Raw genomic sequence first — 21,115 nt, 5'->3', positions numbered from 1 at the left:
GGAGCTCTACTGCACGTGCGTTACCCAGTCCGCTTCACTCCATTGTTCATTGCAATTGCCGCAACGATTGCCCCCGCCGCTCACGCCGACGAGCCTAAAAAAGAAGGCTTTGTCGAAGGCTCGAGCCTCAACCTCAACGCCCGCAACTACTACATGAATCGCAACCGCCTGCAGCAGACGGACGACAACATCGAGTGGGGCCAAGGCTTTCTAGGGATCTTCCAGTCGGGTTACACCGAAGGCACGGTCGGGTTTGGCATTGATGCCCACGCCATGCTCGGGCTGAAACTCGACGGCGGTGGCGGTACTGACGGCTCCAGCATCCTGCCGATCAGAGATAACAACGGCAAAGCGCCGGGGTCGTTTTCGACGGCGGGCGGCACCTTGAAAATGCGTGCGTTCGATACCGAGCTGAAGGCCGGTGATCTGTTCCTCACCAACCCGGTGATTGCCGGCGGTGAGAGCCGCATGCTGCCGCAGACATTCCGTGGCGTCAGCCTGACCAATCACAGCTTCGATGGCTGGTTGATCGAAGGTGGCCAGGCCAGTTTCACCAAGCCTTACAACCAGAGTGGCCACACGCGCATCGGCACCTCCTACGGCACCCTGGCCGATGGCGATGACAGCCGCCACCTGAACTGGGCCGGCGTGGCCTGGAGCGGTGTCGAAGGCCTGACCAGCAGTCTGTATGCCTCGGAACTGAAGGACATCTGGAACCAGTACTACTACGACCTGGATTACACCTGGCAGTTGAACGATCTGGTCAGCCTCAACCCCGGCCTGCACTTCTATCACACCCAGGACACGGGTGATGCGCTGCTCGGCGACATCGACAACAACACCTACAGCCTGCATTTCACCGTCGGCATCGGCAGCCACAGCGTCACGGCCGCGTATCAGCGGGTCAACGGCAATACGCCGTTCGACTACATCAGCCAGGGCGACAGCGTTTACCTCGACAACTCCCAGCAATACTCGGACTTCAACGGCCCCAACGAACGTTCGTGGAAACTCAAGTACGCCTACGACTTTGCCGCTGTCGGCGTGCCAGGCCTGACGTCAGCGGTGTCCTACTCGCGCGGTACGGTTGACCTGACCAAGGCCGATCCGAACAGCCAGGGCTACTCCAACTGGTACAGCGCCGAAGGGCGCAACGCCAAGCACTGGGAACGCGACCTCGACCTCAAATACGTTGTGCAAAGCGGTCAGGCCAAAGACCTGGCGGTACGTCTGCAATGGGCGACCAATCGCGGCGGCAACGGTTATGGCGTAATTGATACAGACACAGATGAATACCGGGTAATCATCGACTACCCGATCAACGTCTTCTAAGATCGGCGCTACAGTAAAAAGGCCAGCTGAAAGGCTGGCCTTTTTGTGCCTGCAACTACGCTTATAAAACTTCCCAACCGATAACTCCATCATGATCGCGAGTCGAACCCCACCCGCTTCGGGCAAGACCGGACGCCCCGAACTGCTGCTGATTTGCGGCAGTTTGCTGACCGTGATCGCGATTATCTGCATCGTCACTTTTCTACTGATTCGTGAGCACGCCAATGCTCAGGAATCGGCTACCCGCAGCGCCACCACCATCGCTCAGTTGATCGACGCCGACGTGTTACGCACCGTCGAGTTGTACGACCTGACCCTGCAAGGCCTGATCGCCGCCTCGCAGCGCGATGACTTACGCGACGTGAGCCCGCAGATCCGTCATCTGGCGTTATTCGACCGTTCGACCGCTGCCCGTTTCAAGGGCGACATACTGCTGCTCGACAAACACGGCGATGTGGTCGCTGACTCCTCGCGGATCGAAGCAAAACCGGGCAATTTCGCCGACCGCGATTACTTCCTTGCCCATGCGTTCAAGCGCGACACCGGCATGTTCATCAGCCGTCCATTCAAGACCCGTTGCGATTGCGATGAAGCGAACCAATGGCGTATCAGTTTCAGCCGACGCATTTCCTCGGAAAACGGCGAGTTCGCCGGGGTGGCCGTGGCCTCGTTGAAACTGGATTACTTCGACCAGCTATTCAACAGCCTCGACATCGGCAACGACAGTACCCTGAACATCATCGACAACGACGGCGTGTTGCTGGCGCAGAAGCCGTACCTGCAAAGCGACTCGATCGGCAAAAGCTTCGGTAACCGGCCCAATGTGATACGGATTCTGCGCGACCGTAGTGGCAATGGCAGTTTCAGCAGCATTTCAAGCATGGACCACCAACAGCGTCTCTATACCTATTCGCGGGTCGGTAACTTGCCACTGATCGTGATGGTCGCGTTGTCCAGTGATGAGGTGTTTGGCACCTGGCGACGGACGGCGATGCTGATCAGCGGCGCAACTGGCGTGTTGTGTATGGGGTTGTTGTGGCTGACCTGGCTGCTTGCCCGCGAACTGCGCTTGCGCCAACGCGCCGAGCACGAACTGGCGCAACTGGCGGCCACCGACCCACTGACCGGCTTGGCCAACCGCCGAATGCTCGATCAGGCGCTGCGCCACGAGTGGTTCCGCGCCCAGCGCTCGGGCCAGCCGCTATCGGTGATGATGATCGATGCCGATCACTTCAAGGCGTTCAACGACCGGCACGGGCATCAGGCCGGGGATCAGGCGTTGCGCGAGTTGGCCAAGGTCATCACGGCGAACGTACGCCGGCCGGCGGATCTGGTAGCGCGGTATGGCGGTGAGGAGTTTTCAGTGATTCTGGCCGAGACCGACAGTGCGGGTGCGCAACAGATTGCCGAGCATATCCGTCAGGCAGTGGAGCGACTGCCGTTGCGCGACGGAGCACAGATGCCGATGACGGTGAGTATCGGTATCAGTAGCTGGACAGCGGCCAGTGAGATGACCCTGGAGCAACTGCTGTTTGCGGCGGACAAGGCGTTGTATCAGGCCAAGGAAGGTGGGAGAAACCGGGTGGTGGTGGCAGCCTGAGCGTTCTGTGGCGATTGCACCGGCGCCTTCGCGAGCAGGCTCGCTCCCACGGGGGAATGCACTTCAAATGTGGGAGCGAGCCTGCTCGCGAATAGGCGCCCCGGCAATACAAAAACTGCGGGCATAAAAAAAGGCCATCCAAGGATGGCCTTCAAAAAACTAGAGAGGTTTTTTACTTACACGGCCGCAACAGGGCGCATGTAAGAGATTGGTGCGGTGCTGGCGTCTTCGAACGTCACCACTTCCCAAGCATCTGTCTGCTCAATCAACTTGCGCAGCAGCTGGTTGTTCAGTGCATGACCGGACTTGAAGCCTTTGAACTCACCAATCAGGCTATTGCCCAGCAGGTACAGATCGCCAATGGCATCGAGGATCTTGTGCTTAACGAATTCGTCTTCATAGCGAAGGCCGTCTTCGTTCAGTACGCCATCGGCATCGACCACGATTGCGTTTTCAACGCTGCCGCCGAGTGCGAGGTTGTGCTTGCGCAGGTACTCGATGTCACTCATGAAACCAAAAGTACGCGCGCGGCTGACTTCTTTTACGAACGAAGTGCTGGAAAAATCCACGCTTGCACTTTGGGTGCGGTCCCGGAATACCGGGTGATCGAAATCGATCTCGAAGCTCACCTTGAACCCTTCGAAAGGGACGAAAGTGGCGCGCTTGTCGCCGTCTTCCACTGTCACTTCACGCAGGATGCGGATGAATTTCTTGGCGGCGTCCTGTTCTTCCAGGCCAGCCGATTGAATCAGGAATACGAAGGGTCCAGCGCTGCCATCCATGATCGGGACTTCGGACGCGGAGAGCTCGACGTAGGCGTTATCGATGCCCAGGCCAGCCATGGCCGAGAGCAAGTGCTCTACCGTGTCCACTTTGACGTCGCCGTTGATCAGCGTCGTCGACATAGTGGTTTCACCGACGTTTTCCGCGCGGGCAGGAATCTGCACCACAGGGTCGAGGTCAGCGCGACAAAACACAATGCCAGTGTCGACAGGCGCAGGCTTGAGGGTCAGATAGACCTTCTCACCGGAGTGCAGGCCTACACCTGTGGCACGGATAATATTTTTCAGTGTGCGTTGTTTAATCATGGCTTGGGCCGCTTCAGCGCAAATTGCGAACTGGTATCAACAAAGGCTGGCGATAATAGCAGACCGAGCCTTTGCTGAACACCAATCACCTTCATAGCCCTGATACATTCCATCAATCGGCCTGACGACGCAGGAATGCCGGGATGTCCAGGTAGTCCAGGTCATCTTGCGGATTCATCTTCGCGGCAGCCGCAGCACCGGCCTGAGCCTGGTTGCGCATGACGGTCGGACGGTCCAGATCACGGTAGTTCACCGCTGGCGCTTCCTGACGGGCCGCAGCCGGTTGTTGCACCTGGGCAGATGCCATGGAGGTGTGAACGGTGTTGTCGATGACCTTCACAGGTTTCTCGATTTTCGCGCCCAGACCAGTGGCAACCACGGTTACGTGCAGCTCGTCGCGCATGTCCGGATCGATAACGGTACCGACCTTGACCATGGCGTGCTCGGAAGCGAAGGCTTCGATGATGCTACCCACGTCGGAGTACTCACCCAGAGACAGGTCAGGACCGGCGGTGATGTTCACCAGGATGCCGCGTGCGCCTTGCAGGTTCACGTCTTCCAGCAGCGGGTTACGAATGGCCGCTTCGGTGGCTTCACGTGCACGGTTCGGACCGCTGGCGCAGCCAGTGCCCATCATTGCCATGCCCATTTCGCTCATCACGGTACGCACGTCGGCGAAGTCGACGTTGATCATGCCCGGACGCTTGATGATGTCGGAGATACCGCGAACGGCACCGGCCAGTACATCGTCAGCCTTGGCGAAAGCCGACAAGAGGCTTGCGTCTTTACCGAGGATGGTCAGCAGCTTCTCGTTAGGAATGGTGATCAACGAGTCGACGCTTTCGGACAGCATGCGGATGCCTTCATCGGCGATCTGCATACGCTTGCGGCCTTCGAACGGGAACGGACGAGTCACGACCGCAACGGTCAGAATGCCCATTTCCTTGGCCACTTCGGCGATGATCGGTGCTGCACCGGTACCGGTACCGCCGCCCATGCCAGTGGTGATGAACACCATGTTGGTGCCCTGCAGGACTTCGGCAATGCGCTCACGGTCTTCGAGAGCGGCCTGACGACCTACTTCAGGGTTGGCGCCAGCGCCGAGACCTTTGGTCACGCCGGTGCCCAGTTGCAGGATGGTGCGCGCGCCGATGTTTTTCAGCGCTTGAGCATCAGTGTTGGCGCAGATGAACTCGACGCCTTCGATGTTGCTCTTGACCATGTGATTGACAGCGTTGCCGCCGCCACCGCCAACACCGATAACTTTGATTACCGGGCTTGCGGGGATGTTGTCTACGAGTTCGAACATTTTCCCTCTCCTTACATTCTCTAGTTTTTTCGCCTACTGCTGTTTGTTGCGGTGTTGCGGTAAAGCTTTAGAAGTTGCCTTGCACCCACTTCTTCAATCGATCCAGCAACGGCGCCTGTGGTTCTTCGTTGCTGTAGCTGTCGCGGCTGCCGATGCCCGAGAACGAAATCCCGTCGGACTGCTTTTGCAGGCCGTACATCAACAAGCCCACGCCAGTGGAATAAATCGGGTTGCGCACTACGTCATCCAGACCTTTCACGCCATGCGGGACACCGAGGCGTACAGGCATGTGGAAGATTTCTTCGGCGAGTTCTGTCGCGCCTTCCATCTTCGACGTACCGCCGGTCAGGACGATGCCGGCCGGGATCAGGTCTTCGTAACCACTGCGACGCAGTTCGGCCTGAATCAGGGTGAACAGTTCGTCGTAACGCGGCTCGACCACTTCGGCCAGGGCCTGACGCGACAGTTCACGCGGTGGACGGTCGCCAACGCTTGGCACCTTGATGGTTTCGCCGGCACCGGCCAGTTTGGCCAGGGCGCAGGCGTAGCGAATCTTGATTTCTTCGGCGTACTGGGTTGGAGTGCGCAACGCCATGGCGATGTCGTTGGTCACCTGATCACCGGCAATCGGGATCACCGCGGTGTGGCGGATCGCGCCTTCGGTGAAGATCGCGATGTCGGTGGTGCCGCCGCCGATGTCGACCAGGCACACGCCCAGTTCTTTCTCGTCGTCGGTCAGCACCGAGTAGGCCGATGCCAGTTGCTCAAGAATGATGTCGTCGATTTCCAGACCGCAGCGACGCACGCATTTTTCAATGTTCTGTGCGGCGTTGACGGCGCAGGTGACCACGTGAACCTTGGCTTCCAGACGCACGCCGGACATGCCCAGTGGCTCGCGAACGCCTTCCTGGTTATCGATCACGTAATCCTGCGGCAGGGTGTGCAGCACGCGCTGATCAGCCGGGATCGCCACGGCCTGGGCAGCGTCGAGAACACGCTCAAGGTCGGCCGAGCTGACTTCGCGATCACGGATTGCGACGATGCCGTGGGAGTTCAGGCTGCGAATGTGATTACCCGCCACGCCGACGAACGCCGAGTGAATGCGGCAGCCCGCCATCAGTTGGGCTTCTTCGATCGCGCGCTGGATCGATTGCACGGTGGACTCGATGTTCACCACCACGCCTTTTTTCAGGCCGCGGGACGGATGAGTACCGATACCGACGATTTCCAGCGTGCCGTCGTCCGCGACCTCGCCTACCAGCGCCACCACCTTGGAGGTGCCGATATCCAGACCGACGATCATTTTGCCGCTTTGCACGTTTGCCATGGGTCCTGCCTCTTCTTAATTCTTTGCGACAGCGGGTTGGGCTGTCGTCGGCGCTACTGGTTCCCGCCAGCCAACAGCGAGGCCGTTGGCGTAGCGCAGATCGATGCGCGCAATGTTCGTAATCTGTTCTTTGAGCGTCTTGTCATAGATGGCGATAAAGCGGCGCATCTTTTCCACCAGGTTGCCGCGTCCCAACAGCAACTCGATGCCGGGGCCGGAACTGCCGGCACCGGTAGTCAGGAACCAGCTCCCGCGTTCACGCAATTCCAGGCGTGCAATCGAGAAGCCCAACGGCCGCAGCATCTGGCTCAGCACCTGGTACTGCTGCATCACTTGCTGCTGGGCCCGTTGTGGGCCGAACAGCTGTGGCAGGTGTTCGTAGTTCGCCAGCTCCCTTGGCGTAAACGCCTGGCCCTGGTTGTTCAGCAACGACTCGTCGCCCCAACGCGCCACCGGCAGTTGCTCTTCGAGGCGGATCACCACTTGATCCGGCCACACCCGACGCACTTCGGCGTGGGCGATCCAGGGCATTTGCTCAAGCTCCTTGCGCATGCTCGCCAGATCGATGGTAAAGAAGCTCGCCGCCACAAAAGGGGCGATCCGCTGCTGCACCGCTTGCTGGCTGATGTAGCTCAGGTCGCCCTGCACGGCGATCTTGGTGATCGGCCGGTCGGCGTACGGCAGCAAACGCTGCGCGCCTTCATAAGTACCGAAGCCGAGCACCACCAGCAGCACTGGCCAGAACAGGCTTTTCAGAAAACCGAAGTTGGCTTTCGGCAGGCGCGCGGACATCGGCTCTTTCGCCACCATTCGGCTGGCACCCCGCGGCACCGGCTTGCGGCCGGGTGCGGGAGGCTGATGTCGGAGCTGAGCGCCTTGCATGGTCTTAACCTCGCGCCTCTTGGGTTACCGCGCCTTCAACACTGGCGGCCAGAATGGCCAGCACCAGTTGCTGGAAATCCAGACCGGCCGCACGGGCCGCCATCGGCACCAGACTGTGATCGGTCATGCCCGGTGCAGTGTTCACTTCCAGGAACCAGAACTGCCCGTCGGCGTCCTGCATCACGTCCGCCCTGCCCCAACCGGCGATACCCAGCGCCTCACAGGCCTTGGCCGTGAGATCCATGAGTTCCTGTTCTTTGTCCGCGTCCAGGCCGCACGGAATGCGGTACTGGGTATCGTTGGCGATGTACTTGGCGTCGTAGTCGTAGAACGTGTGCGGTGTACCCAGGGCGATTGGAGGCAACACCTGGTCACGCAGGGTGGCGATGGTGAACTCCGGACCTTGAATCCATTGCTCAACCAAGACTTGCGAATCGTAGGTACTGGCCGCTTTCCATGCGTCGATCAACTCGGACGCAGAACTCACTTTGGCCATCCCGATACTTGAACCTTCATGCGCCGGTTTGACGATCAAAGGGAAGCCCAGTTCCGTCGCTGCCGAAATACAATCGGCTTCGCTGCACAACACGGCGTGACGCGGCGTCGGAATCCCGAGGCTGTGCCAGACCTGTTTGGTGCGCAGTTTGTCCATCGCCAGTGCCGAAGCGAGAATGCCGCTGCCGGTATACGGGATACCCGCGCATTCGAGCAGGCCCTGCATGCTGCCGTCTTCACCGCCACGACCGTGGAGGATGATGAAAGCGCGGTCGATTTTTTCGCTGAGCAGACGCTGCAGAAAATCATCGCCAACGTCGATGCCGAACGCGTCCACGCCAGCGCTTTGCAGCGCCTCGAGCACGGCGTTACCGGATTTCAGCGAAACCTCACGCTCGGCACTCAGACCGCCAAAGAGCACGGCGACGCGGCCGAAGTCTTTCGGCGCGATAGTGGAAAACAGCTTGGCGTAGGCAGCAGTCATTTCAACTTCCCCTCGACCGACGCCGCCACGGCGCCAGCGAACAATTCACTTTTCAACAACTTCGGCGCGAGACCGCCGATATCACCGGCGCCCTGGCACAGCAGAATGTCGCCGGCACGCAGCAGCGGCTTGACCAGCGGCGCCAGATCAACGCCACGCTCGATGTAGATCGGATCGAGCTGACCGCGCTGACGGATGCTGTTGCACAGCTTGCGGCTGTCGGCACCCGGGATTGGCTCTTCGCCGGCCGGGTAGACTTCCATCAGCAGCAGCACGTTGGCGTCGGCCAGTACATTGACGAAGTCGTCGTACAGGTCGCGGGTGCGGCTGTAACGGTGCGGCTGATACACCATCACCAGACGACGCTCCGGCCAGCCACCGCGTACGGCTTTGATCACGGCGGCGACTTCGGTCGGGTGATGACCGTAGTCGTCGACCAACATCACGTGGCCGCCGTCCACCGGCAGTTCGCCGTAGACCTGGAAGCGTCGACCGACACCCTGGAAGCCCGACAGGCCCTGAACGATGGCTTCATCGCTGACGCCTTCGTCAGTGGCGATGCAGATGGTCGCCAGGGAATTGAGCACGTTGTGGTTGCCGGGCATGTTCACCGAGACTTCCAGCGGCTCGCGGTCAGGACGCAGCACCGTGAAGAACGTCTGCATGCCTTGCTGACGCACATTGATCGCGCGCACGTCGGCGTCTTCGCTGAAGCCGTAGGTCACAGTCGGGCGTTTGACCAGCGGCAGGATTTCGCGCACCACCGGATCGTCCAGGCACATCACCGCCAAACCGTAGAACGGCAGGTTGTGCAGGAACTCGACGAAGGTTTTCTTCAGTTTGTTGAAGTCACCGTCGTAGGTCGCCATGTGGTCGGCGTCGATGTTGGTGACCACGGCCACCAACGGTTGCAGATGCAGGAAACTCGCATCGCTCTCGTCGGCTTCGGCGATCAGGTAACGGCTGGTGCCGAGTTGGGCATTGGTGCCCGCGGCATTCAGGCGGCCACCGATGACGAAGGTCGGATCGAGACCACCAGCGGCGAACACCGAAGCGATCAAGCTGGTGGTGGTGGTTTTGCCGTGGGTACCGGCGACGGCGATGCCGTGGCGATAGCGCATCAGCTCAGCCAGCATTTCGGCACGCGGCACCACCGGGATGCGGCGTTCCAGCGCGGTCGCAACTTCCGGGTTGGAGGTGTTGACGGCACTCGACACCACCAGCACATCGGCGGCAGCAGCGTTTTCGGCGCGGTGGCCGATAAATATTTTCGCGCCGAACGACTCAAGACGCTCGGTCACCGGCGAAGCTTTCAGGTCGGAACCGGACACTTCATAGCCCAGGTTCAACAACACCTCGGCGATGCCGCACATGCCCACGCCGCCGATACCGACGAAGTGGATGCGACGGATGCGGCGCATTTCCGGTTGCGGCATGGCTTTCTGATTCTCAACCATGGACCACCTCCAGACAGGTATCGACCACGCTACGGGTGGCATCGGGTTTCGCCAGACGGCGGGCCGCTTGGGCCATTTCTTCGAGTCGTTGCGGTTGCATCAAGACCTCTGTCAGGCGCGCGGCAAGGTCCGCGGCACCAGTCGTTCTTTGCGGCATCAGGAAGGCTGCGCCTTCACGGGCCAAATAATCGGCGTTGCGGGTCTGGTGATCGTCGATCGCGTGGGGCAAAGGCACCAGCATCGAGGGCAGACCGGCGGCAGCCAGCTCACTGATGGTCAACGCGCCTGCACGGCACACCACCAGGTCAGCCCAGCCATAGGCCTGGGCCATGTCTTTGATGAATGGCTGCACCTGCGCTTCCACGCCGGCGGCGCGGTAGCGCTCTGCAGTCACTTCATCGTGGTTTTTGCCGGCCTGATGAAACACTTCCGGACGCAAATCGGCAGCGACTTGGGCCAGGGCTTCAGGCAGCAATTTGTTCAACGGTTCTGCGCCCAGGCTTCCGCCCAGGATCAGCAAACGCGCTTTGCGCCCTGCCAGAGCAGGTCGCAATGTGTCGAGGAACAGCTCGCTGCGCACCGGATTGCCGGTGGTACGGCGGCTGTCCGACAGAGTAAAGGTGTCGGGGAACGCTTCACACACTCGGGCGGCGAACGGCACCAGCAACCGATTGGCGGTGCCGGCGACAGCGTTCTGCTCGTGAACGATCACGGGCACACCGGCCAGTTTCGCGGCGAGGCCACCGGGCCCAGTCACATAACCACCGAAGCCGACCACGCACACCGGTTTCAGACGACGAATGATCGCCCGCGCCTGCCATACCGATTTGAGCAGCATGAACGGCGCTTTGAGCAGCGACAGCTTGCCCTTGCCGCGCAGGCCGGTGGCGTTGATTCGGTGCAATTGCAGCCCGGCGGCCGGAACCAGCTCGTTTTCGATTCCGCGTGGCGTGCCGAGCCAGTGCACGGTGTAGCCGCGTGCCTGAAACTCGCGGGCACAAGCCAGTGCAGGGAATACGTGGCCGCCGGTTCCGCCGGCCATGATCAATACGTTAGCGTCCATGATTCGGCTCCTCAGCGAAGTCGCTCTCATGGAATTCCATCTCTTCACTGCCCAGGTGGGTTCGACTCTCCCACTCGATCCTCAGCAACAAGCCAAGACAGGCACAGCAGATCACCAACGAACTGCCGCCATAACTGAGGAACGGCAAGGTCAGACCCTTGGTTGGCAGCAGGCCGACGTTCACACCGATGTTGATCAGGAACTGACCAATCCACAGGAACGACAGGCCGTAAGCCACATACGCGGCAAAAAACTGTTTGGCCTTCTCGGCCCACAAGCCGATGTACATGCCGCGAATACACACGAACACGAACAGCGCCACGGTGCACAGCGAGCCCACGGCGCCGAGCTCTTCGGCCAATACCGAGAACACGAAATCGGTGTGCGCTTCCGGCAGGTAGAACTGCTTCTGCACGCTGTTGCCCAGGCCCACGCCCAGCCATTCACCGCGACCAAACGCGATCAAGGCTTGCGACAACTGGTAACCGGCACCGAACTGGTCCGCCCACGGGTCAGCGAAGTTGGTCAGACGCGCCATTCGATACGGCTGCATCTGAATCAACAACACCACGGCCCCGACCGCCAGCACCACCATCAGCGAGAAGCGGAACAGGCCGACCCCGCCAAGGAACAGCATCGCCGCCGCGGCGCCCATCATCACTACGGTGGCGCCGAAGTCCGGCTCCATCAGCAACAGGCCGGCCATTGGCAGCAGCACGATGAACGGCTTGAAGAAACCCATCCAGCTCTCGCGCACTTCTTTCTGGCGACGCACCAGATAACCGGCGAGGTAAATCACCACGAATACCTTGGCGATCTCCGACGGCTGCACGTTGAAGAAGCTGAAACCGATCCAGCGCATCGAACCGTTAACCTCACGGCCGATCCCCGGGATGATCACCATGATCAGCAGGCCAAATGCACCGAGCAGCATCAACCAGCCGAGACGTTGCCAGGTGGCGATCGGAATCATCATGGTGATGATGCACGCGCCCAATCCCAGCACCACATAGATAAGGTGGCGGATCATGTAATACAGCGGACTGCCCGACTGCGCGGCCGCCACTTCGGTGGAGGCCGAAGCGATCATGATCAGACCCAGGCCGAGCAGCGCCAGGCAACCGGCGAGCATCGGGAAGTCGAGATCGATGCCGCGTCCGGTAATCAGCGGCGACGGGTACGGCTTGATGATATTTCTCAGGTTCATGCCAATTCCTCCACGGCGCGGACGAACTGGTGACCACGGTCTTCGTAATTCTTGAACATGTCGAAACTGGCACAGGCCGGCGACAGCAGCACCACGTCACCCGGTTGGGCGGCAGCGCGGCATTGCGCGACAGCATCAACCAGGGAGGTTGCGCGAATCAGTGGCACGCCATCGCCGATGGCCGCGCCGATCTTGTCGGAGTCGCGGCCCATCAGGATCACGGCGCGGCAGTTGGCTGCCACCGGATCACGCAGGTCGTTGAACTCGGCACCTTTGCCATCACCACCGGCGATCAGAATGACCTTGCCGTCGATGTCCGCACCCAGGCCTTCGATGGCCGCCAGTGCGGCGCCAACGTTGGTGGCTTTGGAATCGTTGTAGTAAGCGACGCCGTCCAGATCACGCACCCACTGGCAGCGATGTTCGAGACCGGCGAAGGTGCGCAGGGCCGCCAGCATCGCGTCGAACGGCAGGCCGACCGCATGGCCGAGCGCCAGCGCCGCCAGTGCGTTGGACTGGTTGTGCGCGCCACGAATTTTCAGCTCGCGTACCGGCATCAGGTTCTGGAATTCGAAGGCCAGATACTTCTCGCCATCTTCCTCACGGATACCGAATGCCTTGAAATCAGGCTTGCTCAAACCGAAGGTCCAGCACGGCTGGCCCTCGCCCATCAGCGGCCGGGTCAGCGCGTCCTGACGGTTGACCACGAACTGCTTCGCACCACGGAAGATCCGGTGCTTGGCCAGGTGGTACGCCGGCAGACCGCTGTAGCGATCCATGTGGTCTTCGCTGATGTTCAGCACGGTCGCCACTTCAGCGTTGAGCTGATCGGTGGTTTCCAGCTGAAAGCTCGACAACTCCATCACGTACAACTCGACGTCGTCGCTGAGCAGATCCAGCGCCGGGGTACCGAGATTGCCGCCCACCGCCACGCGTTTGCCGGCCGCAGCCGCCATCTCGCCGACCAGGGTGGTGACGGTGCTTTTCGCGTTGGAACCACTGATGGCCACAATCGGCGCCTTCGCGTTACGCGCGAACAGCTCGATGTCACCGGACAGTTTCACGCCACGGGCCGCAGCGGCTTGCAGGGCCGGGGTCGCCAGCGCCAGGCCGGGGCTCACGTAGAGCTCATCGGCACGGCACAGAAATTCGACGTCCAGCTCGCCACAACGCACTTCCACGTGCGGATAGTCACGCTTGAGCGTGGCCAGTTCCGGTGGATTTTCCCGCGTGTCTGCCACGGCAAACGACGTGCCCCGGTTCGCCAGGAAGCGAACCAGGGACATGCCGCTCTTGCCGAGGCCGACAACGATGCGGAAGTGGTCAGAAGCGATCAGAGACACTCGTTCTACCTCAGCTTCAGGGTGGCAAGGCCGATCAACACGAGAATCACGGTGATGATCCAGAAACGGACGATCACGCGCGGCTCGGGCCAGCCCTTGAGTTCAAAGTGGTGGTGTATCGGTGCCATGCGGAATACACGGCGACCGGTCAGCTTAAAGGACGCAACCTGAATGACGACTGACAGGGTTTCCATCACGAACACACCGCCCATGATGAACAGGACGATTTCCTGGCGGACGATCACCGCGATGGTGCCCAGGGCTGCGCCGAGTGCCAGTGCACCGACGTCGCCCATGAAGACTTGGGCCGGGTAGGTGTTAAACCAGAGGAAGCCCAGACCGGCACCGATCAGCGCACCGCAGAACACGATCAGTTCACCCGCACCCGGTACATAAGGAATCAGCAGGTATTCGGCGAATTTCACGTTACCCGACAGGTAGCAGAAAATGCCCAGGCCACCGCCGACCATCACGGTTGGCATGATCGCCAGACCGTCGAGGCCGTCAGTCAGGTTGACCGCGTTGCTCGAACCGACGATCACGAAGTAAGTCAGCACAATGAAGCCAAAGCCCAGCGGAATGCTGTAGTCCTTGAGCATCGGCAGGATCAGTGTGGTTTCCACCGGAGTAGCAGCAGTCATATAAAGGAAGATCGCCGCGCCGAGGCCAAACACCGATTGCCAGAAATACTTCCAGCGGCTCGGCAGGCCACGGGAGTTCTTCTCGATGACTTTACGGTAATCGTCGACCCAACCGATGGCGCCGAACAGCAGGGTCACCAGCAGCACGGTCCAGACATAACGGTTGCTCAGATCAGCCCAGAGCAAGGTGCTGACGCCGATCGAAGACAGAATCAGTGCGCCGCCCATGGTCGGTGTACCCGACTTGGACAGGTGCGATTGCGGGCCGTCGTTACGCACGGATTGACCGATCTGCCGGTTCTGCAAAGTGCGGATCATCCACGGGCCATAGCACAGCGACAAAACCAGCGCGGTCAGCACACCGAGGATCCCGCGCAGGGTCAGGTACTGGAAGACCGCGAAGCCTTTGTAGAACTGTTGCAGATACTCCGCTAGCAGCAGCAGCATTAATGTTTCTCCAGACTGGACCCGCACAGAGCTGCAACGATGTTTTCCATCGCTGCACTGCGCGAACCCTTGATCAAAATGGTGGTGTTTGTGTCCTGCTCGGCGTCGAGGGCCTGGATCAGTTCGGCTTGCGTGCCGAAGTGATGCGCCTGTTCGCCGAAAGCGTTTACGGCGTGAACCATGTTCGGCCCAACGGCATAAAGCGCGGAAACCTTGCCCCGGGCGTACTCGCCCACGTCGCGGTGCCCCTGCTCCGCCCAATCGCCCAACTCGCCGATATCTCCGAGCACCAGGACGGTGCGGCCGGAAAAGCCGGCGAGTATATCAACGGCCGCACACATTGAGGTGGGGTTTGCGTTGTAAGTGTCATCGATCACGCGCATTCCGTTTTTCGCCAGTTGCGCGACGGTGCGACCCTTGACCGGTTGCACGGCGCCAAGCCCGGTGGCGATGCCGAACAGCGACACGCCGAGGGCGTGAGCGGCGGCGGCAGCGGCCATGGCATTGGCAACGTTGTGGGTGCCGAGCAGGTTCAGTTGAACGTATTCGACACCTTCAGGTGTGTGCAGATTGAAGGCCGGGCAACCACGCGCATCGGTGCTCAGATCGCTGGCGTAGAAATCCGCCTGAGGATTGCTCAGGGCGAACGTCAGCACTTTGCGAGCGGCAGCGCGGGTCTTCCAGATACCGAAGGCCTTGTCATCAAGATTGAGCACGGCAACGCCATCCGCCGCCAGCCCATCGATGATTTCGCCCTTGGCTTCGACGATTTTTTCCGGCCCGCCAAACTCACCGACGTGAGCGGTACCGGCATTGTTCAAGATCGCCACGTGCGGCTTGGTCAGCCCGACGGTGTAGGCGATTTCGCCCAGACGCGAGGCACCCAGCTCAATCACGGCCGCTGTGTGTTCCGGGGCCAGTTCGAGCAGAGTCAGTGGCGCGCCGAGGTCGTTGTTCAGATTGCCCCGAGTCGCCAGCACCGGACCGCGCGTGCGCAGGATGCTCGCGAGCATTTCCTTGACGGTGGTCTTGCCGCTGGAACCGGTGATCGCTGCCACTGGCTGAGTAAAGGCTGCGCGGTTCAAGGCACCCAGCTGGCCCAGGGCCTGACGGGTGTCCTTGACCAGCAATTGCGGCAAGGTGCTGTCGGCGACTTCACGCTCGACCAGCGCCGCCACGGCGCCTTTGCCGGCGACGTCATTCAGGTAATCGTGACCGTCGAAACGCGGGCCGGTCAGGGCAATAAACAGCTGGCCCGGCTGGATCGCGCGGCTGTCGATGCTGACGCCGTCGAAACTGGCATCGGCAGTGATCAAACGTGCGTCGAGTGCGTTGGTCAATTCGCTCAGTTTGAGGGCCTTAAGCATGGGCCACCTCCCAAGCGGTCAGCGCGTGATCGGCTTCGACCAGATCGGAGAAGGCATGGCGCTCACCGTTGATTTCCTGATAGTCCTCGTGACCTTTGCCGGCCAGGACGATCACGTCATCGGCCGAAGCGCCGGCAATCAATTGCGCGATGGCCAGACCACGGCCAGCGACGAAAGTGACTTTATCCACAGCGGTAAAACCGGCGCGGATGTCATCGAAAATAACGGCCGGGTCTTCAGTGCGCGGATTGTCATCGGTGACCAGCACTTGATCAGCCAGTCGCTCGACCACTTCGGCCATCAGCGGACGTTTGCCACGATCGCGATCACCGCCGCAGCCGAACAGGCACAGCAACTGACCTTTGACGTGTGGGCGCAATGCCGTCAGGACTTTTTCCAGCGCATCCGGTGTGTGGGCGTAATCAACCACCACCAGCGGCTGAGTGCTTCCGCCAAGACGCTGCATGCGTCCGGCCGGGCCTTCGAGTTTCGGCAGGACCTTGAGAATTTCGTCGAGCGCGTAGTCCAGACCGAGCAAGGCGCCGACGGCGGCCAGTACGTTGCTCAGGTTAAAGCGCCCGAGCAAGGTGCTGCGCAGATGATGTTCGCCCTGCGGCGTCACCAGCGTGGCGCGCACGCCGTGGTCGTCGAACTGCGCCTCGCGGCAGAACAGGTAAGCACTGCTGTCGAGCAGGCTGTAGGTGATCAAGCGCGACTCACGTTTATCGGCGGCCAGTTGCCGGCCGAAATCGTCGTCGAGGTTGACCACGCGGCACTTCAAATCATTCCAGGCGAACAGCTTGGCCTTGGCCTCGGCGTAAGCCTCCATGGTGCCGTGATAATCCAGATGATCGCGGGACAGGTTGGTCATCACCGCCACGTCGAACGCCAGCGCGGTCACCCGGCCCTGATCCAGACCATGGGACGAGACTTCCATGGCCACGGCTTTCGCGCCGGCCTTTTTCAGGTCGCCCAGAGTCGCCTGTACGGCAATTGGATTGGGCGTGGTGTGCAGACCGCTTTGCAGTGCGCCATAGAAGCCGGAACCAAGGGTGCCGACAATGCCGCAATGCTGGCCGAGCAGATCCAATGCCTGCGCGACCAGTTGGGTCACGCTGGTTTTACCGTTGGTGCCGGTGACGCCGATCAAATTCAGATGATGGCTTGGTTCGCCGTAAAAACGCCCGGCGATATCTGACAACTGCGCCGCGAGCCCCTTGACCGGAATCAACGGCACATCAGTGATAGGCAGCACGGTGGCGCCTTCCACTTCATACGCCACCGCGGCAGCGCCGCGCGCCAATGCATCAGCAATGTGCGCACGGCCATCGAATTTGCCGCCCGGCACCGCGAGGAACAAATCACCTGCGCGTACGTTGCGGCTGTCCAGCGCCAATTCACGGATCAACAGATCGTGGCCGGCGTGGGGGAATATTTTGTTCAGACTTAATGACATCAGCCGCGCCCTCCATTGGCTTTCAGCGGAATGACCGGGGTGGCGTTGGCCTGTTGTGTGGTCGGCAGGTTGTCCGGGGTCACGTTCATCAGGCGCAAGGTTCCAGACATCACACGGCTGAATACCGGCGCCGATACCAGACCACCGAAGTAACCGGCCTTGGACGGTTCATCGATCACTACAACAATCGCGTAACGCGGATCGCTCATCGGGCCGAAACCGGCGAACAGCGAGCGGTACGAGTTTTCGGCGTAACCCTTGGTACCCACCGAAGTCTTGCGCGCAGTACCCGACTTGCCGGCCACGTGATACGCCGGCACCTGCGCGCGGAACACGCCGCGCGGAGCCTCGATCACTTGGGTCAACATGCCTTGCATGGTTTTCGCAACGGCTTCCGGCAGCACCTGAGTGGTCTGCGGTGCCTTGTCGGTTTTGATCAAGGTCAACGGCGCGAGACGACCGTTGTTGGCCAGGGCCGAAAACGCGTGAACCAGTTGAATCGCGGTCACGGAAATACCGTAGCCGTAGGACAGCGTCGCGGTTTCAGCCTTGCGCCAATCGCGGTAGTTCGGCAAGTTGCCGACACGTTCACCCGGGAAGCCGAGGCCGGTGTCCTGGCCCAGACCGACCTTCTGCGCGAGGCGGAAAATGGTTTCGCCGCCGATATCGAACGCGACCTTGCTCATGCCGACGTTACTGGAATTGATCAGGATGCCGGTCAGGTCCAGCACCGGGCCTTCAGACCTCGAAACGTCCTTGATGGTGTATTTGCCGATCTGCAGCGTGCCTGGATAAACCTCGACGGTGTCGCTTGGTTTCCAGCGTCCGGTTTCGATCGCGGCGGCCATCGAGATGGCTTTCATGGTCGAACCCGGTTCGAACACGTCGATCATCGCGCGGTTACGCATCATCGCCGGTTGCAGGTTGCGACGGTTGTTCGGGTTGTAGGTCGGCTGGTTGACCATGGCGAGGATCTCGCCGGTCTTCACGTCCATGATCACCAGGCTACCAGCCTTGGCGCCGTTCTCGATGATCGCGTTACGCAGTTCACGGTTGGCCAGATATTGCAGACGCAGGTCAATGGACAACGCCAAGGGCTTACCGGCCTTGGCGTTTTTGGTGACCTGAACATCCTTGATCAGCCGACCGCGCCGATCCTTGATGACCTGCCGCTTGCCGGGTACGCCAGCGAGCCACTCGTCGTAAGCAAGTTCGACGCCTTCGCGACCGTGGTCGTCGATGTCGGTAAAGCCGACCATGTGCGCCGTGACTTCACCGGCCGGATAGAAGCGGCGGAATTCTTCGATGCCATAAACGCCCGGCACTTTAAGGTCGAGCACGGACTGGCCCTGCTCGGGAGTCAGCCCGCGCACCAGATAAATGAATTCTTTGTTGGCTTGCGCTTCGAGGCGCTCACTCAGGGCTTTCGGGTCCTGCCCCAGCGCGGCGGCCAGTGCTGGCCACTTCTCTTTGGCGGTCTGCATTTCCTTGGCGTTGGCCCACAGCGTGGTCACCGGCGTACTGACGGCCAAAGGCTCGCCGTTACGGTCGGTGATCAGACCGCGGTGCGCCGGAATCGGGATATGACGCAGACTGCGCGCGTCGCCCTGACCTTTAAGGAAGTCACGGTCAACCACTTGCAGGTCAATGATGCGCCAGCAGATCGCCGCAACCATCACGCCAAGCAGCGCGACCATCAGGCGGAAGCGCCATGGGAACAGTGCGCCTTCGAGTTTCATCATGGCGCCACCATCTTCACGTCAGCCGCGCCCGGGATTTTCATCTTCAGTTGTTCGGTGGCCAGCACTTCGATCCGGCTGTGCGCGGTCCAGGTGCTTTGCTCGAGAATCAGGCGACCCCACTCGGCCTGCGCCTTGTCGCGCACGCTGAGTTCGTTATAAAGATTGTTGAGCAACTGGCGGTTCCAGTGCGCGCTATAAGACACGCCAATGGCCGACACGAGCACGGCGACAAACAGCAGCAGCATGAAAAAGCTGCCGCCGGGCAGTGGCTTGGCGAAAAGCTTGCTCACCGCAGCTTCTCCGCGACGCGCATGACGGCGCTACGGGAACGTGGGTTGGCCTTGAGTTCGGCGTCGGAGGCCGTCTGCGCTTTGCCATGGACTTTGATTTTCGGTTCGAACGCCACGTGGCGAACCGGCAGGTTGCGCGGCAGGTTGTCGGCTTCGCCTTTCACCAGCTTGCGCATGAACAGTTTGACGATGCGGTCTTCCAGCGAGTGGAAGCTGATCACCACCAAACGGCCGCCAACTTCCAGAGCTTCCAGCGCGGCTTCGAGGCCGGCTTCCAGATCACCCAGTTCGTTGTTGACGTGAATGCGTAAACCCTGGAACGCACGGGTGGCCGGGTTCTTGCCCTTTTCCCACGCCGGGTTGGCGACTTTCAACACTTCAGCCAGATCAGCGGTGCGCTCGAAAGGGGTGATATCGCGACGCTCGGCGACGGCGCGAGCCATGCGCCCTGAGAAACGTTCCTCACCGTATTCCTTGAACACCCGGGCGATTTCTTCCACCGGCGCGGTGTTGACGAACTCGGCAGCGCTGATGCCACGGGACGGGTCCATGCGCATGTCCAGCGGGCCGTCGTTGAGGAAACTGAAACCGCGCTCAGCGTCGTCGAGCTGCGGCGAAGACACGCCGAGGTCGAGCAGGATGCCGCTGACCTTGCCGGCCAGACCGCGTTCGGCGACTTCCGAACCGAGTTCGGCAAAGCTGCGCTGCACAACGACAAAGCGGCCGTCTTCGGCCGCTAGCGTTTGCCCGGTGGCAATCGCTTGTGGATCTTTGTCGAAACCGATGAGTCGACCGTCGGTTCCAAGCTGGCTGAGGATCAACCGACTGTGCCCACCGCGCCCGAACGTGCCATCCAGATAGCAGCCATCAGGGCGTACGGCGAGAGCCTCGACGGCTTCGTCAAGCAGTACGGTGATGTGGTTAAAGCCGCTATCAATAGTCACAGGATCAAATCACGCAGTTCATCAGGCATCGCGCCCGGTTGTTGAATGGCAGCAAGGTCAGCGGCAGATACCGCGTTCCATGCATCCTCGTCCCACAATTGGAACTTGTTCAGTTGGCCCACCAGCATCGCTTTCTTATCAAGCTTGGCGTATTCGCGCAGACGCGGTGGAACCAGAAAACGACCACTGCCATCGAGTTCGAGGTCGACGGCATTACCAATCAATAAACGCTGCAGGCGACGGTTCTCTTCGCGAAGCGAAGGAAGCGCGCGCAACTTGGTTTCAATAATTTCCCACTCGTCGAGCGGATAAACACAAAGACAAGGATCAACGGCATCAATGGTGACGATCAATTGGCCGGAACTACGCGAATCGAGCTCGTCACGGTACCGGCTCGGCATAGCGAGACGGCCCTTTGCATCGAGACTGATAGCGTTAGCTCCGCGAAACACTTCAGCGTTTCTCCAATTTTTATCGTTTTGAGCTCAAAAAACCCACTTCGTGCCACTTTCCGCCACTTGCGCACACTATAGGAATGCGCCCACCACACCGTCAAGGCGCGGATTAAAGGAAAACCCTTACAGAACGGAGATTTAGGAGCATAAAAGGAGGTGTAACGAGAATCTGGCGGTGCCAACTGA

The 21,115-nt window shown here is 60.4% G+C and carries 18 protein-coding genes; 2 read left to right on the top strand and 16 right to left on the bottom strand.

The genetic code is table 11. The annotated features are described in order from the left end of the window. Positions 1 to 15: 15 nt before the first annotated feature. Together ATI02_RS00340 and ATI02_RS00335 are read left to right on the top strand one after the other, a co-directional pair. Positions 16 to 1,332, top strand: coding sequence for an OprD family porin (locus ATI02_RS00340; RefSeq protein ID WP_100845136.1), 1,317 nt, complete (start codon positions 16 to 18; stop codon positions 1,330 to 1,332). Between the two features lie 91 nt (positions 1,333 to 1,423). Next, complete coding sequence (locus ATI02_RS00335) at positions 1,424 to 2,932, top strand: sensor domain-containing diguanylate cyclase (protein ID WP_100845135.1); 1,509 nt, start codon at positions 1,424 to 1,426, stop codon at positions 2,930 to 2,932. Between the two features lie 176 nt (positions 2,933 to 3,108). Here ATI02_RS00335 and lpxC read toward each other — a convergent pair whose 3' ends face one another. From lpxC to mraZ, 16 genes are all read right to left on the bottom strand, one after another. Next, positions 3,109 to 4,020, bottom strand: a complete 912-nt coding sequence (gene lpxC, locus ATI02_RS00330) for a UDP-3-O-acyl-N-acetylglucosamine deacetylase (protein ID WP_007916984.1) — start codon at positions 4,018 to 4,020, stop codon at positions 3,109 to 3,111. A 112-nt stretch (positions 4,021 to 4,132) separates the two neighbouring features. Beyond that, positions 4,133 to 5,329, bottom strand: a complete 1,197-nt coding sequence (gene ftsZ / locus ATI02_RS00325) for a cell division protein FtsZ (RefSeq protein WP_007916986.1) — start codon at positions 5,327 to 5,329, stop codon at positions 4,133 to 4,135. A gap of 67 nt (positions 5,330 to 5,396) precedes the next feature. Continuing rightward, positions 5,397 to 6,656, bottom strand: a complete 1,260-nt coding sequence (ftsA, locus tag ATI02_RS00320) for a cell division protein FtsA (protein ID WP_007989901.1) — start codon at positions 6,654 to 6,656, stop codon at positions 5,397 to 5,399. A 15-nt stretch (positions 6,657 to 6,671) separates the two neighbouring features. Beyond that, positions 6,672 to 7,538, bottom strand: a complete 867-nt coding sequence (locus ATI02_RS00315; protein ID WP_100845134.1) for a cell division protein FtsQ/DivIB — start codon at positions 7,536 to 7,538, stop codon at positions 6,672 to 6,674. Positions 7,539 to 7,542: 4 nt separating this feature from the next. After that, positions 7,543 to 8,517: a D-alanine--D-alanine ligase gene (locus ATI02_RS00310; RefSeq protein ID WP_100845133.1), complete on the bottom strand. Its 975-nt coding sequence runs from the start codon at positions 8,515 to 8,517 to the stop codon at positions 7,543 to 7,545. After that, positions 8,514 to 9,974, bottom strand: a complete 1,461-nt coding sequence (gene murC / locus ATI02_RS00305) for a UDP-N-acetylmuramate--L-alanine ligase (RefSeq protein WP_095190809.1) — start codon at positions 9,972 to 9,974, stop codon at positions 8,514 to 8,516. The genes ATI02_RS00310 and murC overlap by 4 nt, the downstream gene beginning before the upstream one ends. Continuing rightward, positions 9,967 to 11,037: an undecaprenyldiphospho-muramoylpentapeptide beta-N-acetylglucosaminyltransferase gene (murG, locus tag ATI02_RS00300; protein WP_100845132.1), complete on the bottom strand. Its 1,071-nt coding sequence runs from the start codon at positions 11,035 to 11,037 to the stop codon at positions 9,967 to 9,969. Before murG ends, murC begins: the two co-directional genes overlap by 8 nt. Continuing rightward, positions 11,027 to 12,244 carry a putative lipid II flippase FtsW gene (ftsW, locus tag ATI02_RS00295; protein WP_047303079.1) on the bottom strand — a complete coding sequence of 406 codons (1,218 nt, stop codon included), beginning with the start codon at positions 12,242 to 12,244 and terminating at the stop codon, positions 11,027 to 11,029. The genes murG and ftsW overlap by 11 nt, the downstream gene beginning before the upstream one ends. Then, a complete protein-coding gene (gene murD, locus ATI02_RS00290; RefSeq protein WP_100845131.1) occupies positions 12,241 to 13,587 on the bottom strand; it encodes a UDP-N-acetylmuramoyl-L-alanine--D-glutamate ligase in 1,347 nt (448 codons plus the stop codon). The genes ftsW and murD overlap by 4 nt, the downstream gene beginning before the upstream one ends. Positions 13,588 to 13,592: 5 nt before the next feature. Further along, positions 13,593 to 14,675, bottom strand: a complete 1,083-nt coding sequence (gene mraY / locus ATI02_RS00285) for a phospho-N-acetylmuramoyl-pentapeptide-transferase (protein WP_100845130.1) — start codon at positions 14,673 to 14,675, stop codon at positions 13,593 to 13,595. Then, the gene (locus ATI02_RS00280; RefSeq protein WP_100845129.1) at positions 14,675 to 16,042 is read right to left on the bottom strand and encodes a UDP-N-acetylmuramoyl-tripeptide--D-alanyl-D-alanine ligase; all 1,368 of its coding nucleotides are present in this window, start codon (positions 16,040 to 16,042) and stop codon (positions 14,675 to 14,677) included. Before ATI02_RS00280 ends, mraY begins: the two co-directional genes overlap by 1 nt. Beyond that, positions 16,035 to 17,498 (bottom strand): UDP-N-acetylmuramoyl-L-alanyl-D-glutamate--2,6-diaminopimelate ligase, encoded by a 1,464-nt coding sequence (locus tag ATI02_RS00275; RefSeq protein ID WP_100845128.1) that lies wholly within the window; start codon positions 17,496 to 17,498, stop codon positions 16,035 to 16,037. Before ATI02_RS00275 ends, ATI02_RS00280 begins: the two co-directional genes overlap by 8 nt. Next, the gene (locus ATI02_RS00270) at positions 17,498 to 19,237 is read right to left on the bottom strand and encodes a peptidoglycan D,D-transpeptidase FtsI family protein (protein ID WP_170947305.1); all 1,740 of its coding nucleotides are present in this window, start codon (positions 19,235 to 19,237) and stop codon (positions 17,498 to 17,500) included. The genes ATI02_RS00275 and ATI02_RS00270 overlap by 1 nt, the downstream gene beginning before the upstream one ends. Next, the gene (ftsL, locus tag ATI02_RS00265; protein WP_095190816.1) at positions 19,237 to 19,530 is read right to left on the bottom strand and encodes a cell division protein FtsL; all 294 of its coding nucleotides are present in this window, start codon (positions 19,528 to 19,530) and stop codon (positions 19,237 to 19,239) included. Before ftsL ends, ATI02_RS00270 begins: the two co-directional genes overlap by 1 nt. Next, positions 19,527 to 20,474, bottom strand: coding sequence for a 16S rRNA (cytosine(1402)-N(4))-methyltransferase RsmH (gene rsmH, locus ATI02_RS00260; protein WP_167394859.1), 948 nt, complete (start codon positions 20,472 to 20,474; stop codon positions 19,527 to 19,529). The genes ftsL and rsmH overlap by 4 nt, the downstream gene beginning before the upstream one ends. Beyond that, positions 20,471 to 20,926: a division/cell wall cluster transcriptional repressor MraZ gene (gene mraZ, locus ATI02_RS00255; protein WP_042560992.1), complete on the bottom strand. Its 456-nt coding sequence runs from the start codon at positions 20,924 to 20,926 to the stop codon at positions 20,471 to 20,473. Before mraZ ends, rsmH begins: the two co-directional genes overlap by 4 nt. Positions 20,927 to 21,115: the final 189 nt, after the last annotated feature.

Origin of the sequence: Pseudomonas baetica (assembly GCF_002813455.1) — a bacterium.
In the GTDB taxonomy this organism is placed as follows: domain Bacteria; phylum Pseudomonadota; class Gammaproteobacteria; order Pseudomonadales; family Pseudomonadaceae; genus Aquipseudomonas; species Aquipseudomonas baetica.
This window is presented reverse-complemented; position numbering and strand designations above follow the sequence as displayed.

Coding starts and splice junctions, on each gene's coding strand:
- ATI02_RS00335 (WP_100845135.1), top strand. CDS start 1,424: ATGATCGCGAGTCGAACCCCACCCGCTTCGGGCAAGACCGGACGCCCC.
- lpxC (WP_007916984.1), bottom strand. CDS start 4,020: ATGATTAAACAACGCACACTGAAAAATATTATCCGTGCCACAGGTGTA.
- ftsZ (WP_007916986.1), bottom strand. CDS start 5,329: ATGTTCGAACTCGTAGACAACATCCCCGCAAGCCCGGTAATCAAAGTT.
- ftsA (WP_007989901.1), bottom strand. CDS start 6,656: ATGGCAAACGTGCAAAGCGGCAAAATGATCGTCGGTCTGGATATCGGC.
- ATI02_RS00315 (WP_100845134.1), bottom strand. CDS start 7,538: ATGCAAGGCGCTCAGCTCCGACATCAGCCTCCCGCACCCGGCCGCAAG.
- ATI02_RS00310 (WP_100845133.1), bottom strand. CDS start 8,517: ATGACTGCTGCCTACGCCAAGCTGTTTTCCACTATCGCGCCGAAAGAC.
- murC (WP_095190809.1), bottom strand. CDS start 9,974: ATGGTTGAGAATCAGAAAGCCATGCCGCAACCGGAAATGCGCCGCATC.
- murG (WP_100845132.1), bottom strand. CDS start 11,037: ATGGACGCTAACGTATTGATCATGGCCGGCGGAACCGGCGGCCACGTA.
- ftsW (WP_047303079.1), bottom strand. CDS start 12,244: ATGAACCTGAGAAATATCATCAAGCCGTACCCGTCGCCGCTGATTACC.
- mraY (WP_100845130.1), bottom strand. CDS start 14,675: ATGCTGCTGCTGCTAGCGGAGTATCTGCAACAGTTCTACAAAGGCTTC.
- ATI02_RS00280 (WP_100845129.1), bottom strand. CDS start 16,042: ATGCTTAAGGCCCTCAAACTGAGCGAATTGACCAACGCACTCGACGCA.
- ATI02_RS00275 (WP_100845128.1), bottom strand. CDS start 17,498: ATGTCATTAAGTCTGAACAAAATATTCCCCCACGCCGGCCACGATCTG.
- ATI02_RS00270 (WP_170947305.1), bottom strand. CDS start 19,237: ATGAAACTCGAAGGCGCACTGTTCCCATGGCGCTTCCGCCTGATGGTC.